Genomic DNA, 25184 nt, shown 5'->3' on the forward strand with positions numbered 1-25184 from the left:
ATGCAAGAAAAATCATTAGAGAATTTTTTAGATAAGAAGACAATTATCGTCGACTTGAAAGTAAATACCAAGGAAGAGGTAATTAAAGTAATTGCAGAAAGATTTTATGAAGAAGGATATATAGATTCAATCAAAGAATTTATAGGAGCAGTTTATGAAAGAGAAAAAGAAGGAGTCACTGGGATTGGCAATCATGTAGCTATTCCGCATGGTAAAAGTAACACAGTAAAAAGGAATGGGGTAGCAATTGCAATTCTTGATCACGAGATTGAATGGGACTCTTTAGATGATACGGGCGCAAAGGTAGTTGTTTTGTTTGATATTGGGGAAAACAGTGAAGGTGCAAAAGAGCATTTAAAAATGTTATCAGTTTTTGCTCGAAAATTAGGAAAAAAGGAGGTGATTGATTATTTATTGAAGGCAAAGTCAATCGATGATGTTATTAACGCGTTTAAAAAATAAAAAGGAGGGATTTAATATGAAAATTGTTGGGATTTCAGCGTGCACAGTTGGGATTGCGCATACTTATTTAGCACAGCAAAAAATTGAGGATGCTGCAAAAAAAGTTGGTGATGAGGTAAAAATTGAAACTCAAGGAACAATAGGGACAGAAAATAAATTAACAAAAGAAGAAATTCAAGAAGCAGATATTATCATTTTGGCCGTGGATGTCAAAATATCAGGAGAAGAACGTTTTAAAGGAAAAAAAGTAGTTAAGGTTTCAACCGAGACCGCAATTAAATCACCAAACAAATTAGTTGAAAAATTACACGAAATTGTTGAAAAGGAAAATTAATTGATTGCAAATTTAAGGAGGAATTATTAGTAATGAAAGAATTTTTAAAAAAAGCTAATTTTAAAGGCCATTTACTGACAGCTATTTCCTATTTAATTCCAATTGTTTGTGGAGCAGGGTTTGTTATTGCGATTGGTATGGCTTTTGGAGGAAAAAGTCAAACAACATTAATAATTGGAAAATTTGATTTTTTTCAAGCTCTAGCCACGATAGGTGGGCAAACATTAGGAATGTTACCGGTTATTATTGCTACAGGAATTGCTTTTTCGATTGCTGGTAAACCTGGTATTGCTCCTGGATTCGTTGTTGGACTAGCTGCTAATTCAATTAGTGCTGGGTTTATAGGTGGTATTATTGGTGGTTATATAGCTGGATGGATAGCTTTTGCTGTTCTAAAATATGTGAAGGTTCCTGATTGGGCTAAAGGATTAATGCCAACATTAATTGTTCCCTTCCTAGCTTGTATAGCCAGTGGATTGATTATGGTATATATCATTGGGACACCTGTTTCATGGTTCACGGCTTGGCTAACTGCATTATTAAAGGGGTTAAATGGAACATCTAATTTAATATTTGGAGCTGTCTTGGGTATTCTCAGCATTGTCGATTTTGGAGGACCAATTAATAAAACTGCTTTTGCCTTTGCGTTGACATTACAGGCACAAGGAATTAATGGTCCAGTTACAGCTTTACAGCTAACTAACACAGCTACTCCAATAGGTTTTGGTCTTGCTTTTTTAATTGCTAGAATGCTTCATAAAAATATTTATACGCATGAAGAAATTGAAACGTTAAAATCTACGGTTCCAATGGGGGTTGTTAACATCGTTGAGGGCTCAATTCCAATTGTTATGAATGATATTGTTCGAGGAGTTGTTGCTGCCGGACTTGGAGGAATGTGTGAAGGTGCAATTTTGATGTCACTTGCACATGGCGAAGGAGCAACAGTACCTTTCGGAGGATTTTTGATGTTGCCAACTATGGGAAAAAATTGGTGGGTTGGCCTACTGGCTATTTCAGCTAATGTGTTAGTGACAGGCGTTGTGTATGCTTTGATAAAGAAAAATATCTCAATTGATGACGAAAAAATTAATAGACAAAAAGAGGAAGAAGATATTAGTTTAGACGACATTCAGGTTATGTAAATAAACAATTTTAAAATATTGAGAAAGGAACTTACAAAAATGAAACATAAAATTGAATTATCACCGTCATTAATGACGATGAATTTAGATAAGTTTAAAGAGGAAATTGAATTTTTAAATGATAATGTTAACTCATACCATATAGACATAATGGATGGACATTTTGTTCCTAATATTACTTTATCACCTTGGTTTATTGAACAGGTTAGAAAAGTTTCAGATGTGCCTTTATCAGCGCATTTGATGGTAACAGATGCAAGTTTTTGGGTCGAAAAGTTGATAGACATAAAATGTGAATTTATATGTATGCCTGCAGAAGTTATTAATGGTGTTGCTTTTCGATTAATTGATGAAATACACGATGCAGGATTAAAAGCAGGTGTAGTTTTGAATCCAGAAACGCCAATAAGTGCTATTCAAAGCTATATTGATCTGATTGATAAGATAACAATTATGACAGTAGATCCAGGGTATGCAGGTCAACGATTCTTAAAAAACTGTTTGAATAAGGTTAGTAAACTTAGAAAATTACGTGAAGAAAATGGTTATACGTATGAACTTGAAATTGATGGCTCTACTAATATAAAACATTGGAAATTAATGTCTGATGTAAACCCAGATATTTATGTTATTGGACGCAGCGGTTTGTTTGGCTTGACTGAAAACATTGAGAGTTCTTGGGGTCAGATGGTTGAAGAATATGAAAAAAGTACTGGTTACAAATTTAATAATGGAATATACGTAAAAAATAATTAATGAAGATTTTAAAATCCTAAAATAATTGGTACGTCCCAAAAAAATAAAAGGTTGACTTTTTTGATGCGAGGTTTATTATAATTCATGAAAGCCCTTTTTTAGGGGAATTATAAGTTGAGGAGGTAACAAAATGTTTGATGAACAAGATAAATTGTGTGTAAATGCAATTCGTATGTTGAGCATTGATACAATTGAAAAAGCAAATTCTGGTCATCCGGGTTTGCCAATGGGTGCTGCACCAATGGCGTACGTTTTGTGGTCACGACATTTGAAGATTTATCCCAAGAAGTCTAAATGGTTTGATCGTGATCGTTTTGTTTTATCAGCAGGTCATGGATCTGCGATGTTGTACAGTTTGTTGCATTTGGCAGGGTACCAAGTTTCTTTAAATGATTTAAAACAATTTCGTCAAGAGGATAGTTTGACACCTGGTCATCCTGAATTTGGTAAAACTGATGGGGTTGAAGCGACGACTGGGCCACTTGGGCAAGGCCTAGGTATGGCAGTTGGTATGGCAATGGCTGAGAAACATCTTGCAGCTATTTACAATAAACCAGATAAAGAAATAGTTGACCATTATACTTACAGTTTAGTGGGAGATGGAGATTTAATGGAGGGAATTTCTCATGAAGCGGCTAGTTTAGCTGGTCATTTGAAACTTGGCAAATTAATTGTGCTTTATGACTCAAATGATATTTCATTAGATGGTCCCACCAAAATGTCTTTTGATGATAATGCGAAAAAAAGATTTGAAGGATATGGTTGGGAATATATTCGTGTAGAAGATGGAAATAATTTAAAAGAAATTGATAGCGCTTTAAAAATGGCTAAGAAAGATATTCAAAGGCCAACAATTATTGAAGTAAAAACAGTAATAGGATATGGTTCGCCTGATCAAGGAACAAACAAAGTACATGGAGCACCATTAGGAAAAGAAAATGTTGCAATTACGCGTAAGTCCTATGATTGGAATTATCAGCCTTTTGAAATCCCGGATGAAGTTTATGAGCGATTCCATAAATTAATAAATGAAACTGGGAAGAAATCTTATGAGAACTGGGAAGAAAGGCTCAAGGATTACGAGGATAAGTATCCTAGTCTGGCATATCAATTTAAAGATGGTCTAACAAATAAGGTCGACTTCAACTGGATAAAGGAAGTTGCGGATTATCATGAAGGAAGTTCTGCAGAAGCAAGTAGAATCACTGGTCATAAAGTAATCTCGGCGATTTCTAAGTTCAATCCTACTTTCTGGGGAGGATCTGCGGATCTCTTCTCATCAAACAAAACAAATGCTGCAGATACAAAAGCGTTTGAACCAAGTAATCCTAAGGAGCGAAATATTTGGTTTGGTGTGCGTGAATTTGGTCAGGCTGCTGCAATTAACGGAATCGCTTTGCATGGTGGTACGCGAACTTATGGCAGCACATTCTTTGTATTTTCTGATTATTTACGAGGCGCTTTGAGATTGTCTGCGTTACAGCATTTACCAGTAACTTATGTCTTCACTCATGACTCAATTGCTGTAGGTGAAGATGGACCAACTCATGAACCAATTGAGCAATTAATGAGTTTGAGAGCTATGCCAAATGTAAATGTTATCCGTCCTGCTGATGCTAATGAAGTAATTGCTGCGTGGAGAATTGCCTTAAATGCTGATAGAATACCTACAGTTTTGGTTTTGACTCGTCAAGGATTACCTGTACTTCCTAAGACAGACAAATTAGCCGATGAGGGTGTAAAGCATGGAGCATATGTTTTATTACCAGCACAAAAGGATGTACCTGATGGAATTTTAATTGCAACTGGATCCGAGGTGAGTCTTGCTCAAGAAGCTCAAAAGCAATTGTTGAGTGATGGAATTGATGTTTCTGTGGTTTCAATGCCTTCGTTTGAGTTATTTGAAGCACAGGGGAGTGAGTACAAAGAAAAAATTTTGCCAAATAGTGTTTCAAATAGAATGTCAATTGAAATGGGAGCCACATTAGGTTGGGAACGTTATGTTGGTAGAGATGGAGTAGCAATTGGAATTGATAAATTTGGAGCTAGTGGTAATGGCCCATTAATTACTAAACACTATGGTTTTAATGTTGAAAATATTGTTACACAGTATAAGAAAGCATTTATTAAATAAATGGAGGCTTTATAAATGGTAAATGATAAATTAAATTTTAAGATCGAAGTTTATTCTGATGGAGCAGATATTAAAGATATGCGTGATGTTGCTGAGAATGATTTTATTACTGGTTTCACAACGAACCCTTCTTTGATGAAACAAGCTGGTGTCAAGAACTATCTAACTTTTGCAAAAGAAGTTGTCAAGGAATTTCCTGATTATTCGATCTCTTTTGAAGTATTTAGCAATGATCACGATACAATGTTGAAAGAAGCTGAATTATTGCATGCTTTAGGAGAAAATGTTTATGTAAAGATTCCTAGTATTACAACTGAAGGAAAAAGTACAGCACCAATTATTAAATATTTGTCTGAAAAAGGAGTTTCTATTAATGTAACTGCAATTGCAACAATCGATCAAGTTAAGACTGCAGTAGCATCATTTTCAGCAGGAACGGAGAACATTGTTTCAATTTTTGTTGGTCGTTTGGCTGATACCGGAGCAGATCCTACAGAATTTGTTAAAGAGAGTGTAGCTATAACAAAAGATCATCCAGAAGCACAACTATTATGGGCAAGTACACGTGAGGTATTAAATATCTTCCAAGCACAAGAACTGGGTGTTGATATCATTACTGTACCACCAACAATAATTAAGAAGTTAAGTAGTGTTGGCAAGTCAGCAGAAAAAGTATCACTTGATACAGTTTTGGGATTTGAAAAAGATATTAAGGCTTCAGGTTTAAAGATTCTTTAATAAATTTGAATTAGTCTAAATAGTTAAATTTTACTATTTAGGCTTTTTTGGTCAGGAAGGGATGAAAAATTTTGATTATCGAACCATCGCTATTAAGTGCTAATTTAATGAATGTAAAACATGATTTAAATAAGTTATCGCAAGATCGAATTGAACGGGTCCATATTGATATTATGGATGGTAACTTTGTACCAAATTTAGCTTTTACACCAGAATTTGTTAAACGGTTAAATGAGACAACAAGTTTTTTCTTGGATTGTCATCTAATGGTCGAAAATCCTGAAAAGTGGGTAGATCATTTTGAAAAAAGCGGTGCGGATTTAATAACAATTCATGTAGAGAGTACACCTCATATTCATCGGGTATTGCAACAAATTAAAGAGACAGGGAAAAAAGTTGGTATTGCAGTTAATCCAGGAACAACTCTTCAATCTATAGCATGGCTATTTCCACTAGTTGATCAAGTCTTAATAATGACGGTTAATCCAGGCTTTGGAGGCCAAAAATTTATTTTTGAAATGGTTGGCAAAATTAAAGAACTCAACAAATTGAAGAAACACTTCAATTATAAGTTTGATATTGAGGTGGATGGGGGAATTAATGTTAAAACCGGCAGGTTATGTTTAGACGCGGGAGCAAATATATTAGTTGCGGGTTCATACGTATTTTCTGGAGAAAGTATTTCAGAACAAATTAATAATTTAAGACAACTAGTCTAACAAAGGGGGGTTGTATTTTGAAAAAAATTGTTTTTGGTTCGGATCATGCAGGCTTTTCATTAAAGGAAGAATTAATTCCCTACGTCAAAAGTCTTGAATATCAAGTGATAGATTTAGGAACTTTTTCAAAAGAAAGTACTGATTATCCAATTTATGGCAAGAAGGTTGGTGAAATTGTGGCCAATGCCGAGGCCGATCTGGGTATTGTAATTTGTGGGACTGGTATTGGAATATCAATTGCTGCTAATAAAATACCAGGAGTTCGAGCAGCCTGCGTAACTAACTTATATGGAGCGGAATATTCAAAAAAGCACAATAATGCGAATGTTTTAGCACTAGGTGCCAGAATGCTAAATATAACACAGGCAAAAGAAATTGTTAATAAATGGTTACAAACTGACTTTGAAAGCGGAAGACATCAAAGAAGGATTGATGAGATTTCTGCTCTTGATGAGAGAGATGTAGAAAAGTTTGAAAGAATTTCAGGAAACAGATAAATATATGATTTATATTTCTTAGATTATCTAATTCTGAAGTTACAGTGAATAAATTCTTTTACTACGGGTTAAATAGAGGCTAAATTAATAGTTTGTGTGTAGATAAAAATTATTAGAAAAACAGATCTCTTAAATAAAAAATGAGATGAATTTGGATATTCATCTCATTTTTTATTTTGATTTGTAGTTTCTGCAAATTAAGTGCTTTTGCTCTCAAAGTGAGTTAATAAATTTTGAATTGATATTTAAATATATACTTAATCATAATAATTATCTTAATTAATGAAATTCAGCTTTAGTAAGTTTGCTATAAGCTCCTCCGAATGATTGTAAGACATACTAAAAAATGTTGTAGATACAAGTATATATATAAAGGAACATATATATCTAGTTTAGTTTTGTTTAGTAAATAAATGCTTGACATAAAACAAAATTAGTATTAAATTAAAAACGTTTAAAGAAGCGCTTTCAGAACGTGCATTCAGAAACCATTATTTAGCCAAATAAAAGATTAGTGTCAAAATATAAACTACTTTTAGTGTATGATTTTTTATCTTCTTATATATACTGTACGAATATTAAATTATTTTTTTTAAGAAAGGGTGGTAAAAAATGCAAAATGGAAATAAGACTTTAGAGAAAAATGATAAGGTAGTAATACCTTTGATACGCTTATTGCCTGCTCTTGCTATAGGGCCTGCAACATGGCTTGGTGCCTATATTGTAGCTAATTCAATTTTTATTCCTGCAATGTTACAAAAATTAGACGGTACAAATAAAGTGAATTTAGTAGCTCTTTTTTCCACATGTGCGATGATTTTATGTGCAATATCTAATATGGTTGCTGGATATTTATCTGATCGTACTAGGAGTCACTTTGGTGCAAGGACGCCATGGATTCTTGGAGGTTCTACGGTATTTGCAATTGGGATGTTTTTAGCTTCAGCATCTACTAGCGTCTTATGGCTGTTTGTGATGTGGATGGTAACAGCAGTTGCGTTACAATTTATTGTGGCACCAATGGTTGCATGGATAGATTTCGCTGAAAAAAAATATCAAAGTACTGCTTCTAGTGCATATGGTGGTGTCGGAATGGCCTTTGGTAATAATGGCTTTTCAGTTATTGGGGCACTTTTTTAAGCACATCTTAAATTGGGATTTATAGTATTCGGACTAATTTGTTTTATAGGTTCTTTGATTGCATGCTTATTAGTCAGAGAACCTTCTAATGTTAATCAAAGAAGCATAAATACAAGTAAAAATAAAGTAGGCTTTAAAGAATTTATTATGAATATTTTTCCTAGTTGGGAAAAGGGAAGAAATTATTATTTAACACTCATAGGTAAAATGTTCTTGGGTATTGGTAACTTTTTAATTGGTTCATATCTTTTATATATTTTAGAAGACTTTTTCCATCAAGGAACTAGAGACGCGTCGTCGTCAATTCAACTTATTAATATGATAATGTTTATTTTTGCCTTAGTTCTAGGACTTTTTGCAGGTCCTATTTCTGATAAATTTAGATTAGTAAAGTTACCAGTGGCATTTTCTGCTGTTTTTGTTGGCCTTGGAGCTTTGAGTATTATCATACTTCAAAATGAAATTGGTCTAATACTTTATGCCGTATTTGCAGGTTTTGGAATGGGATTATGGAACTCGTTAGATAATAGTTTAAATTTAATAGTATTACCAGACAAACAGCGTGTGGCTTTTTTCTTGGGAGTTTATAATCTTGCAAATTCATTACCCCAAGCGATTGCCCCAATTCTTGCAGCAATTCTTATTCCGATAAGTGGATATCCAGCGGTATTTATTGGTGCTTTTGTATTTGCAGCTCTAGGAGGCATAACTATTTTGTTCGTTAAAAGTGTAAGATAAAGTTTTTTCTAAACATGTTAAGAAACATGACTTCAAATAATCCCTCAATTTTCAGTAAATAAGTGTTTGAAATATTTAGTTATAAAAAATTAATTATACAATATAGAGAAAACCTTATTCACGAAAGAATGAGAAATCTGGAGTAGGTACGAAAGTAACTTAATTGGGTCTATGGTCGGAAACTGATTTTAGATATAAAATCATACTGCACTTTTATTTTAAATAAGTAAAAATTAAAGTGCGGATTTTCTGAGCCGGTGATGGAGTTTATAAGATATATACTCCAAGAAATTGGTACTTGGTCTATTATTACACAATCTAAAAATTTATACTTTTTCATTGAATATGTTAGCTTAATGAAACAAGGTATTTTTTACTGTAACTAAATTATTAGAGACATTCTTATAAAAAATTGTATTTTAAAGAGTGGAAAAAATGGGCAAAGACTTTAAAATGATTATACTTATGCAATCTTTTTCTGGGGATACTACCTATTTTCACTTTTTATATTTTCAACTAAGATGGCAGATTTTTCGTTGTAAATAATGAATATGAATAATTTGTAATTAAGAAAAAAATACTTTACAAGTCAGAAAAAGAATTTGATTCGTGAATCATGTTTATGTAGATAAATAAAAGACCAAATCAAAGTTTTACCTTTGATCCAGTCTTAAAATATTTCTTATATTATTAATCCTAAGAGCTAATTGATAATGATCAGGCTCTTATTTTTTTAATTTAAAAATTCTTTTTTTCGGCACAGAGTAGCTGAAACCTTCGCCGAAAACTTCGCTTACTGTTAGAACAGAAACAAATGCTTTTTCATCATATTTAGCGACGATATGTTTTAAGGTCATCAATTCACTTGGACTGACAACACAATATATTGCCTGTCTTGTTTCATTTGAATATGCACCTGTTGCTTGTAAATGGCTCACACCACGTTCCAAAACATCCATAATATCCTTCGTAATCTTTTCATATTGATTGCTCATTATGATGACACCGCGTGCTGTATATGCACCTTCAAGGGTAAAGTTGACAATTTTTGAGAAGACGTAAGATGCTAGCAGGGTGTACATCATTCTCCTGATATCAACGTAACTCAACGAAGCGGTTAGAACAATACAGTCAAGTATTAACAAGGTTCGTCCCATTGCAACACCTTGTTTTTTCTCCAAAATCCGTGCAACAATATCTGCACCGCCCGTTGTGCCGCCAAACCGATAGACAATTCCTGAGCCAATCCCGCCAAGCACACCAGCCAATATTCCGGCAATAAACAAATCATGGTGAATGTTAATTGAAAATGGCAGTCTTTGCCATAGCCAGATAAAGACTGAAAGTGAAAGAGTGCCATAAACCGTATAAATAAGTGCTTTTTTTCCTAGGTATTTGTAGCCGATGACTACTAAAGGTATATTAATTGCAAGTGTTGAAAAAGCGGGATCAATATGCAGCCAGTAGCGGGTAATGAGTGAAATACCTGTCACACCGCCTTCGGCCAAGTTGTTACTGATGTTGATCATCACAAAACCAAAAGCATACATTCCACAGCCAAAAGCAATCATAATAAAGTCAACCAAGCGAACTTTTGAATCAGTTGAATACATCTTTTTCCCTCCAAGAACTTAGTATCTTTTAAGAGCATAACATAATTTTTGTCAAAATAGCTCTTCACTGAGCACTTGTTAAGCAGAATTTCATTATTCTTGCAGATGCAGGCAAAGCAACAATCTGTTAGAATAAATAGGAATAAACAAAATTGAAGAGGATGATAAATATGGTTAAGATTTTAGTAGCTGGATTTAAAGGACGTATGGGCAACACAACTACAAAAATGGTTTTAGAGAATGCGGATTTTGAATTGACTGGTGTATATGATCCAAATGCATCTGAAAATAATCTCAATGAATTATCCGATTTTAAAGATGAGGATGTACCAGCTTATACTAAATTAGCAGACATTGATGTGAATTCAATTGATGTTTGGATAGATTTCACATCGCCTGCCTCAGTGTTTGAAAATGCTAAATTTGCTTTCTTACACAATATCTCACCGGTTATCGGTACAACTGGTCTGACTAATGATCAAGTCGCTGAACTAAAAGAAATCGCAAAGAAAAATAAGGTTGGTGGATTAATTGCACCAAATTTTGGAATTTCTGCCGTTCTCTTGATGCAATTTGCACAACAAGCTGCTAAGTACTTTCCAGATGTAGAAATAATCGAGATGCATCACGATAAGAAGCTGGATGCACCTAGTGGTACAGCATTAAATACTGCGAAATTAATTTCTGAAGTTCGTAAGCAAAAAATTCAAGGTAATCCTGAAGAAAAAGAGAGCCTAATTGGGGCACGTGGAGCTGATTATGAAGGAATGCGTATTCATAGTGTCCGTTTGCCAGGTTATGTTGCACATGAACAGGTATTATTTGGCGGAAAAGGTGAAGCTTTAACAATAAGACAAGATTCATTTGATCGTATCTCATTCATGTCAGGTGTTGCAGTAGCCGCGAAGAAGATAGGAGACTATGATGAATTGCTTGTAGGACTTGAGAATCTCCTATGAAATTAATTAAGTTACCCCTTGAATTTCAAAAGGCTCGAATTATTCTTGAAAAAATTCGCAATGCTGGATTTGAAGCTTATTTTGTGGGGGGCAGTGTTCGTGATACTTTATTAGGTTTGCCATTGCATGATGTTGACATTGCTACAAGTGCCTATCCAGCTGAGATTAAGCAAATATTTAGAAAAACGGTGGATACTGGTATTGAACACGGAACTGTGACAGTCCTTGACCACGGCGATGGTTATGAAGTGACTACTTTCAGAACTGAGTCGACCTATCAAGATTACAGAAGACCTGATAGTGTTCAATTTGTTCGTTCACTTAAGGATGATCTTAAGCGCAGGGATTTAACTATCAATGCTTTGGCGCTCAGCCTTAATGGCGAGATTATTGACTTATTTGGTGGGCTTGAGGACTTGAAGAAAGGCCTAATAAAGGCTGTTGGAAATCCTAATGAAAGGTATCATGAAGATGCTTTGCGAATGATGCGAACCGTTCGCTTTGCGAGTCAGCTTGATTTTGAAATTGAAACAACTACATTGGAAGCAGTTACCAATAATGCACACTTACTTGAGAAAATTGCAGTTGAGAGAATTAACGTTGAATGGACAAAGCTACTTTTGGGTAAGAATCCTAAAAAGGGTATAGTTGGATTCCTTGATACGAGACTTTTTGTTTATTGTCCACTATTTAATACAATGGAACAAGTACTCAAGACTATGCTTTCACTTGAGCAATTACATTTTAGTGATGATGTTGCGGCCTGGACGCTTTTCTGTTATCTGGCACTGAATGACCATAAGCAGATAAGAAAGCTATTAAAAGCATGGAAATGTTCTAATGAGTTGATAGCAAATGTTCAAAGCTGTTTTTCAGCGCTTGAACTGCTCAAAACTAACCAATTTAATGCATGGAATTTGTATACACTTGGATTGCCAGCATTTGAGACGGCTAATTTGGTTGCAAATATGCTAGGATTTGCAAGAGATATTGCAGCTATTCAGAGTAATTATGAATCTTTGCCAATTAAAAATAAAAAAGAATTAGCTGTTAACGGTGGAAATTTGATCAAGGATCTGCAGTTTACTCCTGGACCATTGCTAGGCAAGGTTTTAACAGAGATTGAAAAACAAGTAGTGTGCGGTGAACTAAAAAATGAATTGCCTTCATTAGAAGAAGCAGCACTAAAAATCAAGAATAATTGATAGCGAAAGAGTGGGAAAATGCAGACATTACGTGTTGAAAATTTGAGTAAGACTTACGGAGAAAAAACACTTTTTGAAAACCTAAATTTCCTAATCAACGAACATGACAGAATAGGTCTGATTGGGACTAATGGTTCTGGGAAAACATCGCTTCTAAATGTTTTAACAGGAGAAGACAGTGCAGACAGCGGAGAATTGATTGCACCGAATAATTATCGAATTAGTTATTTGAAACAAGTTCCCGAATTGGATGAAAATGCAACGGTGATGGATGCAATCTTTGAAGGAGCTGCTCCGATTTTTAAAACTATTCGTGACTACGAAGATGCGTTGACTGTTTATGGTCAAAATCCGGATGATCCTAAGGCCCAGCGGCGATATGATAATGCCGAAGCGGCTATGAATCGCGAAGACGCATGGAGTGCTGAGAGTGATGTGAAAACAATTCTTAGTCAGCTTCATTTGAATCAACTTGATGTCGCAATTAAGACTCTTTCAGGTGGGCAGAAAAAACGTGTCGGGTTAGCACAGGTTTTGATTCAAGCACCTGATTTGCTTGTGCTGGATGAACCAACCAACCACCTTGATTTTGATTCGATTAACTGGCTGCAAGATTACCTAGTGAGCTACAAAGGAGCACTACTTGTAGTTACGCATGATCGGTATTTTTTGGATCAGATTGCTACACAAATTTTGGAATTATCCTTTGGAAGTCTTTATCCATATCAAGGCAATTACCAGGATTATGTTGAACAAAAGGCACAACGAGTTCAAAGAGAAGCCGACTTTGAACATAAGCAGCAGCAATTATATAAAAAAGAACTAGCTTGGATGAGAACTGGTGCAAAAGCGCGTACAACTAAGCAACAGGCCCGCATCAATAGTTTTAATGAACTTGAGGAAAATCTGAAAGTAACTAAAGACGATGGCGCTGTCAATATTTCCTTAGGACAGCAGCGGCTTGGCAAGAAGGTCATTGAATTGAAAAATGCATCATTGTCGATTGCCAATCATGTAATTATGCGAGACTTTAGTTTGTTGGTCCAAGCTGGAGATCGAATTGGAATTACAGGGGCTAATGGTGCAGGAAAATCAAGCCTTCTAAATGCATTAGCAGGAGATCTACCACTTGATGCAGGTCTCCTAGAAATTGGGGAAACAGTTAGAATTGCTTATTATCGGCAGCAGACTGAGCCGATTCCTGAGGATAAGCGGTTGATTAGTTATCTCAACGAAGTTGCCCAGAGTGTAACTGATAAGCATGGTGTACAATTAAGCACAACGCAGCTTCTAGAACAGTTTTTATTTCCAAGATTTATGCACGGAACACTGATTCGAAAGCTTTCAGGCGGTGAAAAACGCAGACTGTATTTGCTGAAACTATTGATGAGCGAACCAAATGTCTTGATATTAGATGAACCAACAAATGATTTGGATATCGCTACATTGACGGTTTTGGAAGACTATGTAAGCAATTTTAATGGGACTGTGATTACTGTTTCTCATGACCGGTATTTTCTTGATAAAGTTGCTACAAACCTATTAATTTTTAAAGGCAGCGGAGTGATTGAGCGTTTTACGGGTGAGTTTACAGACTATCTAAGTCAGCATAGTGACTTTGAGAAGCAGCAGAACACGAATCGCAAAGAACAAGTTCAACTTGATGAAAAGAATGCTGTCCCTGCTAAAAAAGAAAAGAAAAAATTAACATACGCTGAAAAAATTGAATTTGAAAAAATTGAAGATTTGATTGATAATTTAGAAAGTGAAAAAGAACAATTGACTGAAACAATGAACAATACGGATGGAACCAACTATGGTGAATTAGCTGATTTACAGCGGCAAATAGATGAACATGATCAGTTGATTGATGAAAAAATGGCACGTTGGGAATACCTAAGTCAATTTGAGCAATAATTTGAATAACGGAGGAATATTTATGGCAATCTTGGAAACTCCATACTTACAACTTATAAATGATATTCTAGAAAAGGGACATCAAAAAGATGATCGGACTGGTACAGGTACCAAGAGTCTTTTCGGATATCAGATGCGCTTCGATCTAAGCCAGGGCTTTCCTCTTTTAACAACTAAGAAAGTAGCATTTGGCCTTGTAAAAAGTGAATTATTATGGTTTTTACGTGGTGATACCAACATTCGTTTTTTATTGCAGCATAAGAATCATATCTGGGATGAATGGGCATTCAAGAAATGGATTGAAAGTGATGAATATACAGGACCAGACATGACAGATTTTGGTAGAAGAGCACTTATTGATGCTGATTTTGCAGCAGCTTACAAGAAACAGAAAAAGATTTTCTGTGATCGTATTCTAGCCGATGACGAATTTTCTGCAAAATACGGTAATTTAGGCGATGTTTATGGAGCTCAGTGGCGTCACTGGAAGACAAGAGATGGTCAAGTTATTGATCAGATTCAGAACGTAATTGATGGCATTAGAAACACGCCAGATTCACGAAGATTAATTGTATCTGCTTGGAATCCAGAAGATGTACCGAATAGCGCACTCCCACCGTGTCATACCCTGTTCCAATTCTACGTTGTTGATGGAAAATTGAGTTGTCAGCTTTATCAACGTAGTGCGGATGTCTTTTTAGGAGTTCCATTCAACATTGCAAGTTATGCATTATTAACGTATTTGATTGCCCATGAGACTGGGCTTGAGGTTGGTGAATTTGTGCATACTTTAGGAGATGCACATATTTACAATAATCATGTTGGACAGATTAAAGAGCAATTAGCACGTACACCCAAAGATTCACCAACTCTCTGGCTGAATCCTGATAAGAATAGCATCTTTGATTTTGAGATGTCTGATATCAAGGTGGAAGGTTACGATCCTGCACCAGCAATCAAAGCACCAGTTGCAGTGTAATTAATTATCTGAGGTGGATAAAATGTTAGCATATATTTGGGCAGAAGATGAGCAGCACCATATCGGGATAGATGGCCATTTACCATGGTCATTGCCTGCTGATTTAGCATATTTTAAGGTTGTGACAAAGAATCATCCAATTGTTATGGGACGCAGAACCTTTGATAGTTTTCCTGGATTTTTGCCAAAAAGACATCATTATGTTCTAACCAGATCGATTGCTTTTGGTGATAAATACAAAGATGATAGTCGAATAACCGTTGTAAATAATATCGAAGATTTAAAAAAAATGCTCAAGAAAGAAGATAGTGATGTTTTCATCATTGGGGGTGCATCCCTTTTTGCTGAATTTGCAGATACAGTTGATCTCCTGTATGTGACACGCATTAAAGGGAAGTTTTCAGGAGATACAACTATGCCTGAACTTCAAATGGATGCTTTTAAATTAATCAAAAAAGTACCTGGAACTGTTGATGAACGGAATAAGTTTCCTCATGTTTTTGAAGTTTACCAAAGAAAAGCATAGAAAACAGATCGAAAATGGGGCATGAGAGGTACGGTGTCATGCTCTATAGATAGCTCAAATTTAGACGGAATTTTTGACTTATGACAAGCATTTAAAACATGTACAATAAAGGGATTAGGCCAGAAATTAATTCTCGACTGATTCCTTTATTTTTTTATCAAATATTAGAAAAATAACGTGTTTCTTTTATTAAACAGGAATAACCATAATGAGTTTAGGAAAAAATAGTAAAAATATATTAAACAAAAAATGATTTTATGAAATATTGAAAGAACTTTGTTATAATTGTCTCATTTAAATTTCTTTAATTATTAGAGAGGATGCTTTTTTGAATAAAATTATAAAAAATCTTGTTCCAGTCATTGTTTGCTGTATCTTAGGACTTATTTTTTATTTAGTACTCTCCTTTGCTTTTGGTTCAAATAATATTAAAGTTAACAAAGCTGCTGATTCAAGCTCGAAACAAGTAGCAAGAAAGCAAACTAAACAAAAGAAGAATATCAAGTTAGTTGCGTTGGGGGATTCATTAACACAGGGAGTAGGAGATTCTACTAATAAGGGCGGCTATGTCCACCTGATCCAAGAAAAATTAAAGAAAAACAACAAGTTAAATGTTTCGACTGAAAATTTTGGTAAGGCTGGGGATCGTAGCGACCAGATATTAGCGCGGCTCAAAAAGAGCGAGAACATGCAAAAACAGCTAGGGAGTGCTGATGTAATTGTATTAACAGTCGGCGGAAATGATTTGATGCAGACATTGCAGAAAAACTTTACATCACTGTCTTCTGATGATTTTGCTAATGTTATGGCAAGTGCAGAAAAGGTTTATACTAATAAGTTGAATAAACTGTTAAAATCGGTAAGAGCATACAATTCAGAAGCACCGGTATTTATTTATGGTGTTTATAATCCCTTCTATGTTTATTTTCCAAGATTGTCACAATTACAAAAGTATACTAATGAGTGGAATACAGAGACTCTCAGTGTTGTTGCTAAGAAACATGATATGTATATGGTGCAAATTAATAAACAACTATCTGAGGGACAATATCTAGGTAAAACGGCACAACTCAAGACCACTACTGTAACTGATTTAGATAAACTCAGCGAAAATGAACTTACACAAGTTGCATCTAATAAAAAGGAGAAAAATAATTATTTATCGTCTGATGACCATTTTCATCCGAATTTAAAGGGGTATAATTATATGACAGGGCGGTTGTATGCTGTAATGATGAGACATAAGAAAACTTGGCTGAATGAGGTGAATAAGTAGTGAGTGAGTTAAAGAGGCCAAAGAAAATAAAAAAGAAGGCCAAGATAAATTATTGGAAGTGGGCTTTTGTTGTGTTAGCTGCACTTGTTTTGGGAACTACATTATTTGTCTATAAACAAGTAACTACACAATCTGTAGAGCAAAAGGAAGTTACTGCAAAAACTGCCAAGACCGGTAAATACACCACGATTAATGTGGAAATGAATAGAAAGCAACTGAATGGAACAATTAACTATTATTTGAAGAAACAGCAACAGAAAAATAATATTAAGTATCGTTTTTATGTCAGTGACTCAGCCGCTATCATGGTAGGAACAACGCAAATATTAGGGCAAAATGTTTCATTTTCACTTTATACGACTCCAAAAGTCACAAAAGATGGTAATATTGTGTTGCTTGCAAAGGGCGTAGGAATCGGTTCTTTAAGTGCCCCTCCTTCATTTATACTTAATTATGTGAAAAAGCATTATAAGCTTAATAAGGGAATTACGATTGATGCTAAACATGATAAGATTGGCCTCAATCTTAATAAGTTTGCAACAGCAAGGGGAATTAGTATCAAGGCTAAAACAATTGATCTGAAGAACAACGATTTTCATTTTACTCTCTCAATACCTTTAAAATAAGGAGGTCTTTTATGCATCGTTTAAGTTTCTACCAATATTTGATGACTGAAAGAGATCCAAATAGTCATAAGGAAGTTGCGCAATTCGCAAATAACGCTTTTTACGATCAATCTTTTCCGAAACAGTCGCAGATTTATGATGAGTTATCACAGTATCTTGAATTAAATGGCAGCTACCTGCCTTCAATGACTGTTTTTGACGAAGCGTGGGAATTATATCTTGAAAAGATGAATTAAATAAATGTAAAGCTGAGGTAATAGAAGTGAAAAAGGAAGAGAATTCAAAAAAACAGCAAAAACAAAAGAATAGGCGCAAATATAGTCTATTAACTTTGATTCTAACTAGTTTAGTAACACTGTTAATTGGTGGCGGAGCTGTTTTTTATTATATGAATCAAAAATTAGTAGCAGCAACTGAAACCAGTCAAGCAATGAGTAAGATTGAAACAGTTTTTTCATCGCTCTACAGTGGTTACTACAAGTCTGTCAGCAAGAAAAAGCTTGAAAATGGTGCACTAACGGGGATGGTAAATGCACTGGGTGACCCATTTACAGACTATATGTCTAAAGATGAAACTGAGTCATTGAACAATACCATTTCAAGTAGTTTTACAGGAATTGGTGCTGAGGTCCAAAAGAAGGGGGATTACGTTCAGATAATTGCCCCAATTAAGGGCACTCCTGCTAAAAAGGCTGGGTTGCAAGCCGATGATATTATTTTGAAGATCGATGGCAAGTCAATTAAGGGTTATTCATTGAGTAAAGCAATCTCGTTAATTAGAGGTAAAAAAGGGACAAGTGTCACGTTGACTATCAAGCGTGGTGATTCAACCTTTACCAAAACATTAACTAGAGCAACAATTCCGGTTGAAACGGTAACGGGTCACCTTCTTAAGAATAACAAGACAATTGGATATATTCAGGTCTCGACTTTCTCCGAAAAGACAGCTGCTGAATTCAAAGCTGAGATCAAGAGTTTGCGCAAGCAAGGTGCAAAATCCTTTGTGATCGATATGCGTGATAATCCTGGTGGCTTGATGGACCAAGCACTTAAGATGTCTTCCATGTTTGTGAAAAATGGGAAGACAATCCTGCAAGTTCAACAACGTGGTCAGGCGGCACAAGTGTACAAGGCTGGCAAGAAGTATGATAAAGGGTTCAAAGTTAATGAGAAAACAGTTGTCTTAATAAACAGCGGTAGTGCTAGTGCTGCTGAGATTTTCTCTGCAGCCTTGAATCAATCGGCCAATATTAAATTGATTGGTACTAAGTCATACGGTAAAGGTACTGTTCAAACAACTCTGCCTTTCACTGATAAAACAGAGCTCAAGATGACAATTGCAAAATGGTTGACACCAAATGGCTCTTGGATTAATCACAAGGGATTGAAACCTACGATTAAGGCTGATTACCCAAGTTATGCTTATCAAACAGCTATTAGTACGAAGAAGACATATACGCAGGGTGAGGTCTCTGGTCAGATTAAGAAAGCCCAAGTCCTTTTAAATGCTTTGAATTATAGTGTAGGCTCAGCAAATGGTTATTATGGTGATTCAACAGTTGCAGCTGTAAAGAAATTCCAGACAGACAATAAGCTGACTGTTAATGGTAATATGGATAAAGAAACTATCAACAAGCTTGAGGAATTAGCGGCTGAAAAAGTTTCTGATAGTGATAATGCGCTTAAAGCAGCCATTTCTCAACTTAGTGGTAATTAGTTTTAAGATTAATAATTATTAAGAATTGGTTTTTTGATGTCCTATTAATATTTTAAACAACAGCGACTTATCTCATTGGGATCGGTCGTTGTTTTTGGTTTATAAAATGGTACTGAAGTTGAGTAACAGTTCCTGATAGACAGGCAGCAACGACCTCATTATTTATTACTAAGGAACTTTTAATTTTAACCACATTTTTCAGGCAGTTTTCTAAACAATACTCGCACAATCTCATTTTTTTTGTTAAAGTTAAGAAAGATAAGGTCCCAATAGAAATGGAAATGTAGTTAATTAAATGAAAGTAGAAGAACAGCTGAATTGTTGGAGGGGAAGTTTTGAGACGCTTTATAAAAAGATTTCACTGGAGCTATTGGATTTTACTTACATCAATTGCTGTTCTTATTGCGCTTTTTATCAGATCATTTCTAATCACGCCACTTCAAATTGATGGTAATTCGATGGAACCAACACTTCAATCAAAAGAAGAAGCTCTTGTGATGAATCTCGGAAAGATACATCGTTTTGATGTAGTTATTATCAGAATGCCTAATAATGAGACATATATTAAAAGGGTTATCGGAATGCCTGGGGATCGTTTATCATATAAAAATGATGTACTGCGTATAAACGGAAGACCAGTCAAAGAAAATTTCTTAAAGAAGATACTTGCGACCAAACATCAGCCGTATACATCTGATTTCACCTTGAAGGAACTAACTGGGAAATCGAAAATACCTAAGAATGAATATTTTGTACTCGGTGATAATCGGCGAATAAGCAAAGATTCACGTACCTTTGGTCCAGTCAAAGATAGTTGGATTAAGGGGCGAGCAATCATCGTTTATTGGCCGCTGAATAGGATTCAGTGGATCGGACATTAGTTGTATATTGAAAGGACTAAATTAACTATGGCAACAATTCAATGGTTTCCAGGACACATGGCTAAGGCCTTGCGTCAAGTAAAAGAAAATATAAAACAAGTTGATATTGTACTTGAACTTGTTGACGCACGATTACCAGAGTCGTCGCGTAATCCACAATTAGCCCAAATTCTTCAAAATAAACCAAGTATTTTGGTGCTAACGAAAAAAGATTTAGCAGATTCACAGACCACTGCTCGCTGGGTTAGATATTACGAGTCACAAAAGCAGCCTGCAATTGCTGTTAATAGCACAACAGGCAGTTTAAAAATCATTGAAGAAAAAATAAAGCAAGTTCTTGCTGATAAAATAGCTTTGCAGGCAGAGAAGGGGATATTGCATAAGCGTATTAAGGTAATGTGTATTGGTATTCCAAATGTTGGTAAATCAACGCTACTTAATCATTTGGTTAAGAAGAATGTAGCTCAGGTTGGTAACCGCCCTGGCGTCACAAAGTCGCAGCAATGGCTCAAAGCTGGGAAAGATATGCTATTGTTGGATACTCCAGGAATTTTATGGCCCAAATTCGAGGATCCAATGATTGGGAAAAAATTGGCATTGACTGGCGCAATTAAAGAAACTTTGTATGCTAAAGATGATATCGCACTGTATCTGCTCGAACATTTCTGTCAATTTGCCCCTGCAAAGCTTAAAGAACACTACAAATTGTCAGAAAGCGATCTATCCTTGTCAACGGTAGATTTGTTACTACTAATAACTAAAAAGATTGGGTTCAAAGATGACTATGATAAAGCAAGTGAAAGAATGATACTGGAGTGCCGTAAAGGCAAGCTGGGTAGATATACACTTGATGCAGTACCAGAAAGCACTCAAAGATATGATGGATAAGAGAAGATCAATCAATGAGATAAAGGCGTTAATTAATGTCGATCCCAATCAGGAATTATTGCAAGAATTAGCCGGTGATGAACGCAAAGGTGTGCAAAATTTGTTAGCACAATATAGAAAGCGTGAACTCAAGAAGCAAGCAGCGATGGAAGCATTCAAGAAACGCTTTAGCTACGAACGGGCTTTTTGGCAAGAGGGGAAACAGTTAGTTTGCGGAATTGATGAAGTTGGCCGTGGACCACTGGCTGGACCTGTTGTAGCAGCGGCAGTTATTTTGCCACATGATTTTGGACTCGTTGAGGTCAATGATTCAAAGCAATTAACGAAAAAAACAAGAGAAAGACTGTATAGTCAGATCATTGAACAGGCACTTGGTGTTTCTGTTGGGCTTTGTGATAATTATGAGATAGATACTGTCAATATTTATCAGGCTGCACGGATTGCAATGTTAAAGGCAGTTAATGGGCTATCGCGTAAACCACAACAACTAATTATTGATGCAATGGATATTGACTCTTCAATTGAACAATTAAAGCTGATTAAGGCAGATTCCAAAAGTGTTAGTGTCGCTGCCGCGAGTATTGTTGCAAAAGTCTGGCGTGACCACTTAATGAGTTTTTATGATAGTTTGTACCCAGAATATGATTTCAAGTCAAATGACGGTTATGGGACAAAAAAGCACCTTGATGCTCTGAATGCATATGGTATAACACCGCTTCATCGTAGAAGCTTTGAACCAATCAAGTCTAATTTTTAATTAATTGCGTATTTTTATAGAAAACACTTTAGAGGGTGATTCTATGAAGATAAAAGAATTTATAATAAAACTGCACTTGAGTAATCTCATTAGTGCAGCCAAGTTAAGAAAAATTTGTACTTGGATGAAAGAAAATCAGGCTATTCCCGATATTAAAAAATTGGAAGAATTAGCTGAAATTAAAGAATCTGAGCGTAGTTTCTTTTGGAAGAAATTCAATTCGATTGAATTAGAACTTGCAGTTGATCGCAATTTATATCATAGTAAAGCTATTACGATAATTGATTCTGCATATCCGCAATGCTTACTGGAAAGCTATAATCCACCAAATGTACTGTTCTATCGCGGAGATTTATCTTTGATTACAAACGATCGAAAATTGTTGGGAATTGTGGGTGCCCGTCGGAATAGTACATACTCATCAGTTGTTCTTGCAAAACTGTTGCCTGCCGTTGTTGCGGCTAAAATCATAACTGTGAGTGGCTTAGCCCAAGGAGTTGACAGCCTTGTACATCTGCAGACATTTGCAGATTGCGGCAAGACAATTGCTGTTATCGGCACTGGGCTGGACATTTTTTATCCTAGCCAAAATCGTGTGCTTCAGCAAAAAATTGCACGCGAAGGGTTGTTACTTAGTGAATATGGACTTGGTACCGGACCAAGAAGATTTCATTTTCCTGCAAGAAATCGAATTATTGCTGGACTAGTTGAAACCTTACTAGTTGTCGAGGCAAGACACCATAGTGGCAGTCTGATTTCTGCAAATCTTGCCTTGCAAGAAAATCGTAATGTACTTGCGGTTCCTGGGCCAATTAACTCGCTATTATCCGTTGGCACAAATGAGCTGATTAAAGCTGGAGCTAAACCTGTGTTAGATGCTCAAGATATTATTGAAGAATTTCGAAATACTTGACAAAGCCTGCGGTTATGGCCTAAGATTATTAGCGATTTTTATACATTAAAAAAAGATATTAAAAAAGGAGTCTGGTAGATGCCTAAGACCCAGAAGAAAACAACAACAAAAAGAAAAGTAAAGAAAAACCTTGTGATTGTTGAGTCTCCATCAAAGGCTAAAACAATTGAAAAGTATTTAGGATCTCGATACAAGGTTATGGCCAGTTTAGGCCATATCAGAGACTTACCGAGAAGTACGATGGGTGTCGATGTTGAACACGATTATGAACCCCATTATATTTCGATACGCGGCAAAGGCGACGTTATCAAAGAATTGCGCAAAGAGGCTAAGAAAGCAGCACATGTTTATCTTGCAGCCGATCCTGATAGAGAGGGAGAAGCGATTGCATGGCATCTTTCTTATTTATTAGGATTAAATCCTGAAGATAAGAATCGAGTTGTTTTTAATGAAATCACTAAAGACGCAGTAAAGAATTCATTTAAAAATCCACGTGCAATTGACATGAACCTTGTAGATGCACAGCAAGCAAGGCGTGTTCTTGATCGCCTAGTAGGTTACTCTATCAGCCCAATACTTTGGGCAAAAATAAAAAAAGGATTGAGTGCAGGTCGTGTGCAGTCAATTGCTTTGAACCTGATTATTAAAAGAGAACAAGAGATTCGTGAGTTTGTACCTGAAGAGTACTGGTCGATTGATGCTCAATTTCAAGCCAGCAGGACTAAGTTCAATGCCGATTATTATGGAATAAATGGTAAGAAAAAGGAATTGCATAATAACGATGAAGTTCAAGAAATCATGCAAAAGATTGATAAGAACAAGCCGTTTAATGTGACACGGGTTGTCCCTAAGGAACGCAAGCGATTCCCAGCACTTCCTTTTACAACAAGTACAATGCAGCAGACAGCTAATAATACGCTTAACTTTAGAACTCAAAAAACGATGATGGTTGCGCAGCAGCTTTACGAAGGAATTAATATTGGAAAAGGCGGCGCGGTGGGACTAATCACTTATATGCGTACGGATTCAACCAGAATTTCTGATATCGCCAAGCACGAAGCTTCTGCTTTTATTCACGAAACTTATGGTGCGGAGTATGCTGCAGTCAAACCACGCAAAGGCAAACTTGCTGAAGGTGCCCAAGACGCTCATGAGGCTATTCGTCCTTCGTCAGTTTTACGAACTCCGGAGTCACTTTCAGCATATTTGAACAAAGACCAAATGAAGCTGTATTCATTAGTTTGGTCGCGCTTTGTAGCAAGCCAGATGACACCGGCAATCGTCGATACAATGAGTGTTGATATTGAGCAGAATTCTGTGATGTATCGGGCAAAAGGCTCAAAGATGAAGTTTCCTGGTTTTACGAAGGTTTACAGTGAAAGCAAGCGCAAAGACAATATTTTGCCAGATCTAGAAGTTGGTCAAGAAGTCAAGCTAGTAGCCAATCAACCTAATCAGCATTTTACTTTACCGCCCGCAAGATATACTGAAGCTACATTGATCAAGACACTTGAAGAAAATGGTGTTGGACGTCCTTCAACCTATGCGCCTACGCTGAATACTATTCAAAAACGTTATTATGTAAAACTCGTTGCACGTAAGTTTGAGTCTACTGAGTTGGGTGAAATAGTAAACAAGATGATTGTTAAATGTTTCCCAGATATCTTAAATGTTGATTTTACTGCTCAATTAGAAGATCAACTGGATGAGATTGAAGAAGGAAAGCAGGAATGGGTTAAAGTCATTGATAGTTTCTATCAGCCTTTTGCAAAAGAGGTAGATGCTGCTGAAGAGAAGATGGCTAAAGTCAAAATTAAAGATGAACCTGCAGGTATTAACTGTGATGTCTGTGGTGCTCCTTTAGTAATTAAACTTGGCCGCTATGGTAAATTTTATGCATGCAGCCGTTTCCCTGATTGTCACAACACAAAACCTATTACAAAGGAAATCGGAGTAGTTTGTCCAGAATGTCACAAAGGGCAGATTATTGAACGCAAATCAAAAAAGAATCGCATTTTTTATGGATGTGACCGTTATCCCGAATGTGAGTTTGTTTCATGGGATAAGCCAGTTGGTCGTGATTGCCCTAAATGTCAGCATTACTTGATTGAGAAAAAGACTAAAAAGGGAATGCAGGTTAAATGTAGCAATTGCGATTATCAAGAGGAAATTCAAAAATAATAATATTAGTAATTCATAATTTTTGAATGGCTCATAGGGCACACCTCCATTTTTTATGCTAAAGTTATAGCATAAGGTGGAGG

General features: G+C 35.8%; 25 protein-coding genes. 24 read left to right on the plus strand and 1 reads right to left on the minus strand.

Annotation, left to right across the window (positions count from 1 at the left end):
* From IV36_RS05575 to IV36_RS05620, 10 genes are all read left to right on the plus strand, one after another.
* Positions 1 to 462, plus strand: a complete 462-nt coding sequence (locus IV36_RS05575; RefSeq protein ID WP_056991195.1) for a PTS sugar transporter subunit IIA — start codon at positions 1 to 3, stop codon at positions 460 to 462.
* Between the two features lie 16 nt (positions 463 to 478).
* Positions 479 to 796: a PTS fructose transporter subunit IIB gene (locus IV36_RS05580; protein ID WP_056991238.1), complete on the plus strand. Its 318-nt coding sequence runs from the start codon at positions 479 to 481 to the stop codon at positions 794 to 796.
* A gap of 32 nt (positions 797 to 828) precedes the next feature.
* Positions 829 to 1941, plus strand: a complete 1113-nt coding sequence (locus IV36_RS05585) for a PTS fructose transporter subunit IIC (RefSeq protein ID WP_056991196.1) — start codon at positions 829 to 831, stop codon at positions 1939 to 1941.
* Positions 1942 to 1980: 39 nt separating this feature from the next.
* Positions 1981 to 2697 carry a D-allulose 6-phosphate 3-epimerase gene (gene alsE / locus IV36_RS05590; protein ID WP_056991197.1) on the plus strand — a complete coding sequence of 239 codons (717 nt, stop codon included), beginning with the start codon at positions 1981 to 1983 and terminating at the stop codon, positions 2695 to 2697.
* Between the two features lie 130 nt (positions 2698 to 2827).
* On the plus strand, positions 2828 to 4831 hold the full coding sequence (gene tkt / locus IV36_RS05595; protein ID WP_056991198.1) for a transketolase: 2004 nt from the start codon (positions 2828 to 2830) through the stop codon (positions 4829 to 4831).
* A gap of 15 nt (positions 4832 to 4846) precedes the next feature.
* The gene (locus tag IV36_RS05600) at positions 4847 to 5569 is read left to right on the plus strand and encodes a transaldolase (protein ID WP_056991199.1); all 723 of its coding nucleotides are present in this window, start codon (positions 4847 to 4849) and stop codon (positions 5567 to 5569) included.
* Between the two features lie 68 nt (positions 5570 to 5637).
* On the plus strand, positions 5638 to 6288 hold the full coding sequence (gene rpe / locus IV36_RS05605; protein ID WP_056991200.1) for a ribulose-phosphate 3-epimerase: 651 nt from the start codon (positions 5638 to 5640) through the stop codon (positions 6286 to 6288).
* A 17-nt stretch (positions 6289 to 6305) separates the two neighbouring features.
* Positions 6306 to 6785, plus strand: coding sequence for a ribose 5-phosphate isomerase B (rpiB, locus tag IV36_RS05610; RefSeq protein ID WP_056991201.1), 480 nt, complete (start codon positions 6306 to 6308; stop codon positions 6783 to 6785).
* A gap of 612 nt (positions 6786 to 7397) precedes the next feature.
* Complete coding sequence (locus IV36_RS05615) at positions 7398 to 7925, plus strand: MFS transporter (RefSeq protein ID WP_056991202.1); 528 nt, start codon at positions 7398 to 7400, stop codon at positions 7923 to 7925.
* Positions 7926 to 7937: 12 nt separating this feature from the next.
* Positions 7938 to 8663 (plus strand): MFS transporter, encoded by a 726-nt coding sequence (locus IV36_RS05620; RefSeq protein ID WP_235810248.1) that lies wholly within the window; start codon positions 7938 to 7940, stop codon positions 8661 to 8663.
* Between the two features lie 725 nt (positions 8664 to 9388).
* On the opposite strand, the gene IV36_RS05625 is transcribed toward IV36_RS05620, so the two are convergent.
* Positions 9389 to 10276, minus strand: a complete 888-nt coding sequence (locus IV36_RS05625; RefSeq protein WP_056991203.1) for a YitT family protein — start codon at positions 10274 to 10276, stop codon at positions 9389 to 9391.
* A 170-nt stretch (positions 10277 to 10446) separates the two neighbouring features.
* Between IV36_RS05625 and dapB the strand changes: the two genes are divergently transcribed.
* The 14 genes from dapB (at position 10447) to topA (ending at position 25101) form a co-directional block, all read left to right on the plus strand.
* Positions 10447 to 11235 carry a 4-hydroxy-tetrahydrodipicolinate reductase gene (gene dapB, locus IV36_RS05630; protein WP_056991204.1) on the plus strand — a complete coding sequence of 263 codons (789 nt, stop codon included), beginning with the start codon at positions 10447 to 10449 and terminating at the stop codon, positions 11233 to 11235.
* On the plus strand, positions 11232 to 12440 hold the full coding sequence (locus tag IV36_RS05635) for a CCA tRNA nucleotidyltransferase (protein ID WP_056991205.1): 1209 nt from the start codon (positions 11232 to 11234) through the stop codon (positions 12438 to 12440). Before dapB ends, IV36_RS05635 begins: the two co-directional genes overlap by 4 nt.
* An 18-nt stretch (positions 12441 to 12458) precedes the next feature.
* A complete protein-coding gene (locus IV36_RS05640; protein ID WP_056991206.1) occupies positions 12459 to 14357 on the plus strand; it encodes an ABC-F family ATP-binding cassette domain-containing protein in 1899 nt (632 codons plus the stop codon).
* A gap of 22 nt (positions 14358 to 14379) precedes the next feature.
* Positions 14380 to 15336, plus strand: coding sequence for a thymidylate synthase (locus tag IV36_RS05645; protein WP_056991207.1), 957 nt, complete (start codon positions 14380 to 14382; stop codon positions 15334 to 15336).
* Positions 15337 to 15358: 22 nt separating this feature from the next.
* Entirely contained in the window at positions 15359 to 15862 is a 504-nt protein-coding gene (locus IV36_RS05650) for a dihydrofolate reductase (protein ID WP_056991208.1), read from the plus strand.
* Positions 15863 to 16190: 328 nt separating this feature from the next.
* The gene (locus IV36_RS05655; RefSeq protein WP_056991209.1) at positions 16191 to 17138 is read left to right on the plus strand and encodes an SGNH/GDSL hydrolase family protein; all 948 of its coding nucleotides are present in this window, start codon (positions 16191 to 16193) and stop codon (positions 17136 to 17138) included.
* Positions 17138 to 17764, plus strand: a complete 627-nt coding sequence (locus tag IV36_RS05660; RefSeq protein ID WP_056991210.1) for a YpmS family protein — start codon at positions 17138 to 17140, stop codon at positions 17762 to 17764. The genes IV36_RS05655 and IV36_RS05660 overlap by 1 nt, the downstream gene beginning before the upstream one ends.
* 11 nt (positions 17765 to 17775) lie before the next feature.
* On the plus strand, positions 17776 to 18000 hold the full coding sequence (locus tag IV36_RS05665; RefSeq protein ID WP_056991211.1) for a YozE family protein: 225 nt from the start codon (positions 17776 to 17778) through the stop codon (positions 17998 to 18000).
* A gap of 26 nt (positions 18001 to 18026) precedes the next feature.
* Positions 18027 to 19481 (plus strand): S41 family peptidase, encoded by a 1455-nt coding sequence (locus IV36_RS05670; RefSeq protein WP_056991212.1) that lies wholly within the window; start codon positions 18027 to 18029, stop codon positions 19479 to 19481.
* 335 nt (positions 19482 to 19816) lie between these two features.
* Positions 19817 to 20362 carry a signal peptidase I gene (gene lepB, locus IV36_RS05675; RefSeq protein ID WP_056991213.1) on the plus strand — a complete coding sequence of 182 codons (546 nt, stop codon included), beginning with the start codon at positions 19817 to 19819 and terminating at the stop codon, positions 20360 to 20362.
* 27 nt (positions 20363 to 20389) lie between these two features.
* Positions 20390 to 21250 carry a ribosome biogenesis GTPase YlqF gene (ylqF, locus tag IV36_RS05680; protein ID WP_056991240.1) on the plus strand — a complete coding sequence of 287 codons (861 nt, stop codon included), beginning with the start codon at positions 20390 to 20392 and terminating at the stop codon, positions 21248 to 21250.
* On the plus strand, positions 21240 to 22007 hold the full coding sequence (locus IV36_RS05685; RefSeq protein ID WP_082623721.1) for a ribonuclease HII: 768 nt from the start codon (positions 21240 to 21242) through the stop codon (positions 22005 to 22007). Before ylqF ends, IV36_RS05685 begins: the two co-directional genes overlap by 11 nt.
* A 43-nt stretch (positions 22008 to 22050) precedes the next feature.
* Complete coding sequence (gene dprA / locus IV36_RS05690) at positions 22051 to 22920, plus strand: DNA-processing protein DprA (protein WP_056991214.1); 870 nt, start codon at positions 22051 to 22053, stop codon at positions 22918 to 22920.
* A 78-nt stretch (positions 22921 to 22998) separates the two neighbouring features.
* A complete protein-coding gene (topA, locus tag IV36_RS05695; protein WP_056991215.1) occupies positions 22999 to 25101 on the plus strand; it encodes a type I DNA topoisomerase in 2103 nt (700 codons plus the stop codon).
* Positions 25102 to 25184 lie beyond the last annotated feature (83 nt).

Origin of the sequence: Liquorilactobacillus mali (assembly GCF_001437155.1) — a bacterium.
Lineage (GTDB): Bacteria > Bacillota > Bacilli > Lactobacillales > Lactobacillaceae > Liquorilactobacillus > Liquorilactobacillus mali_A.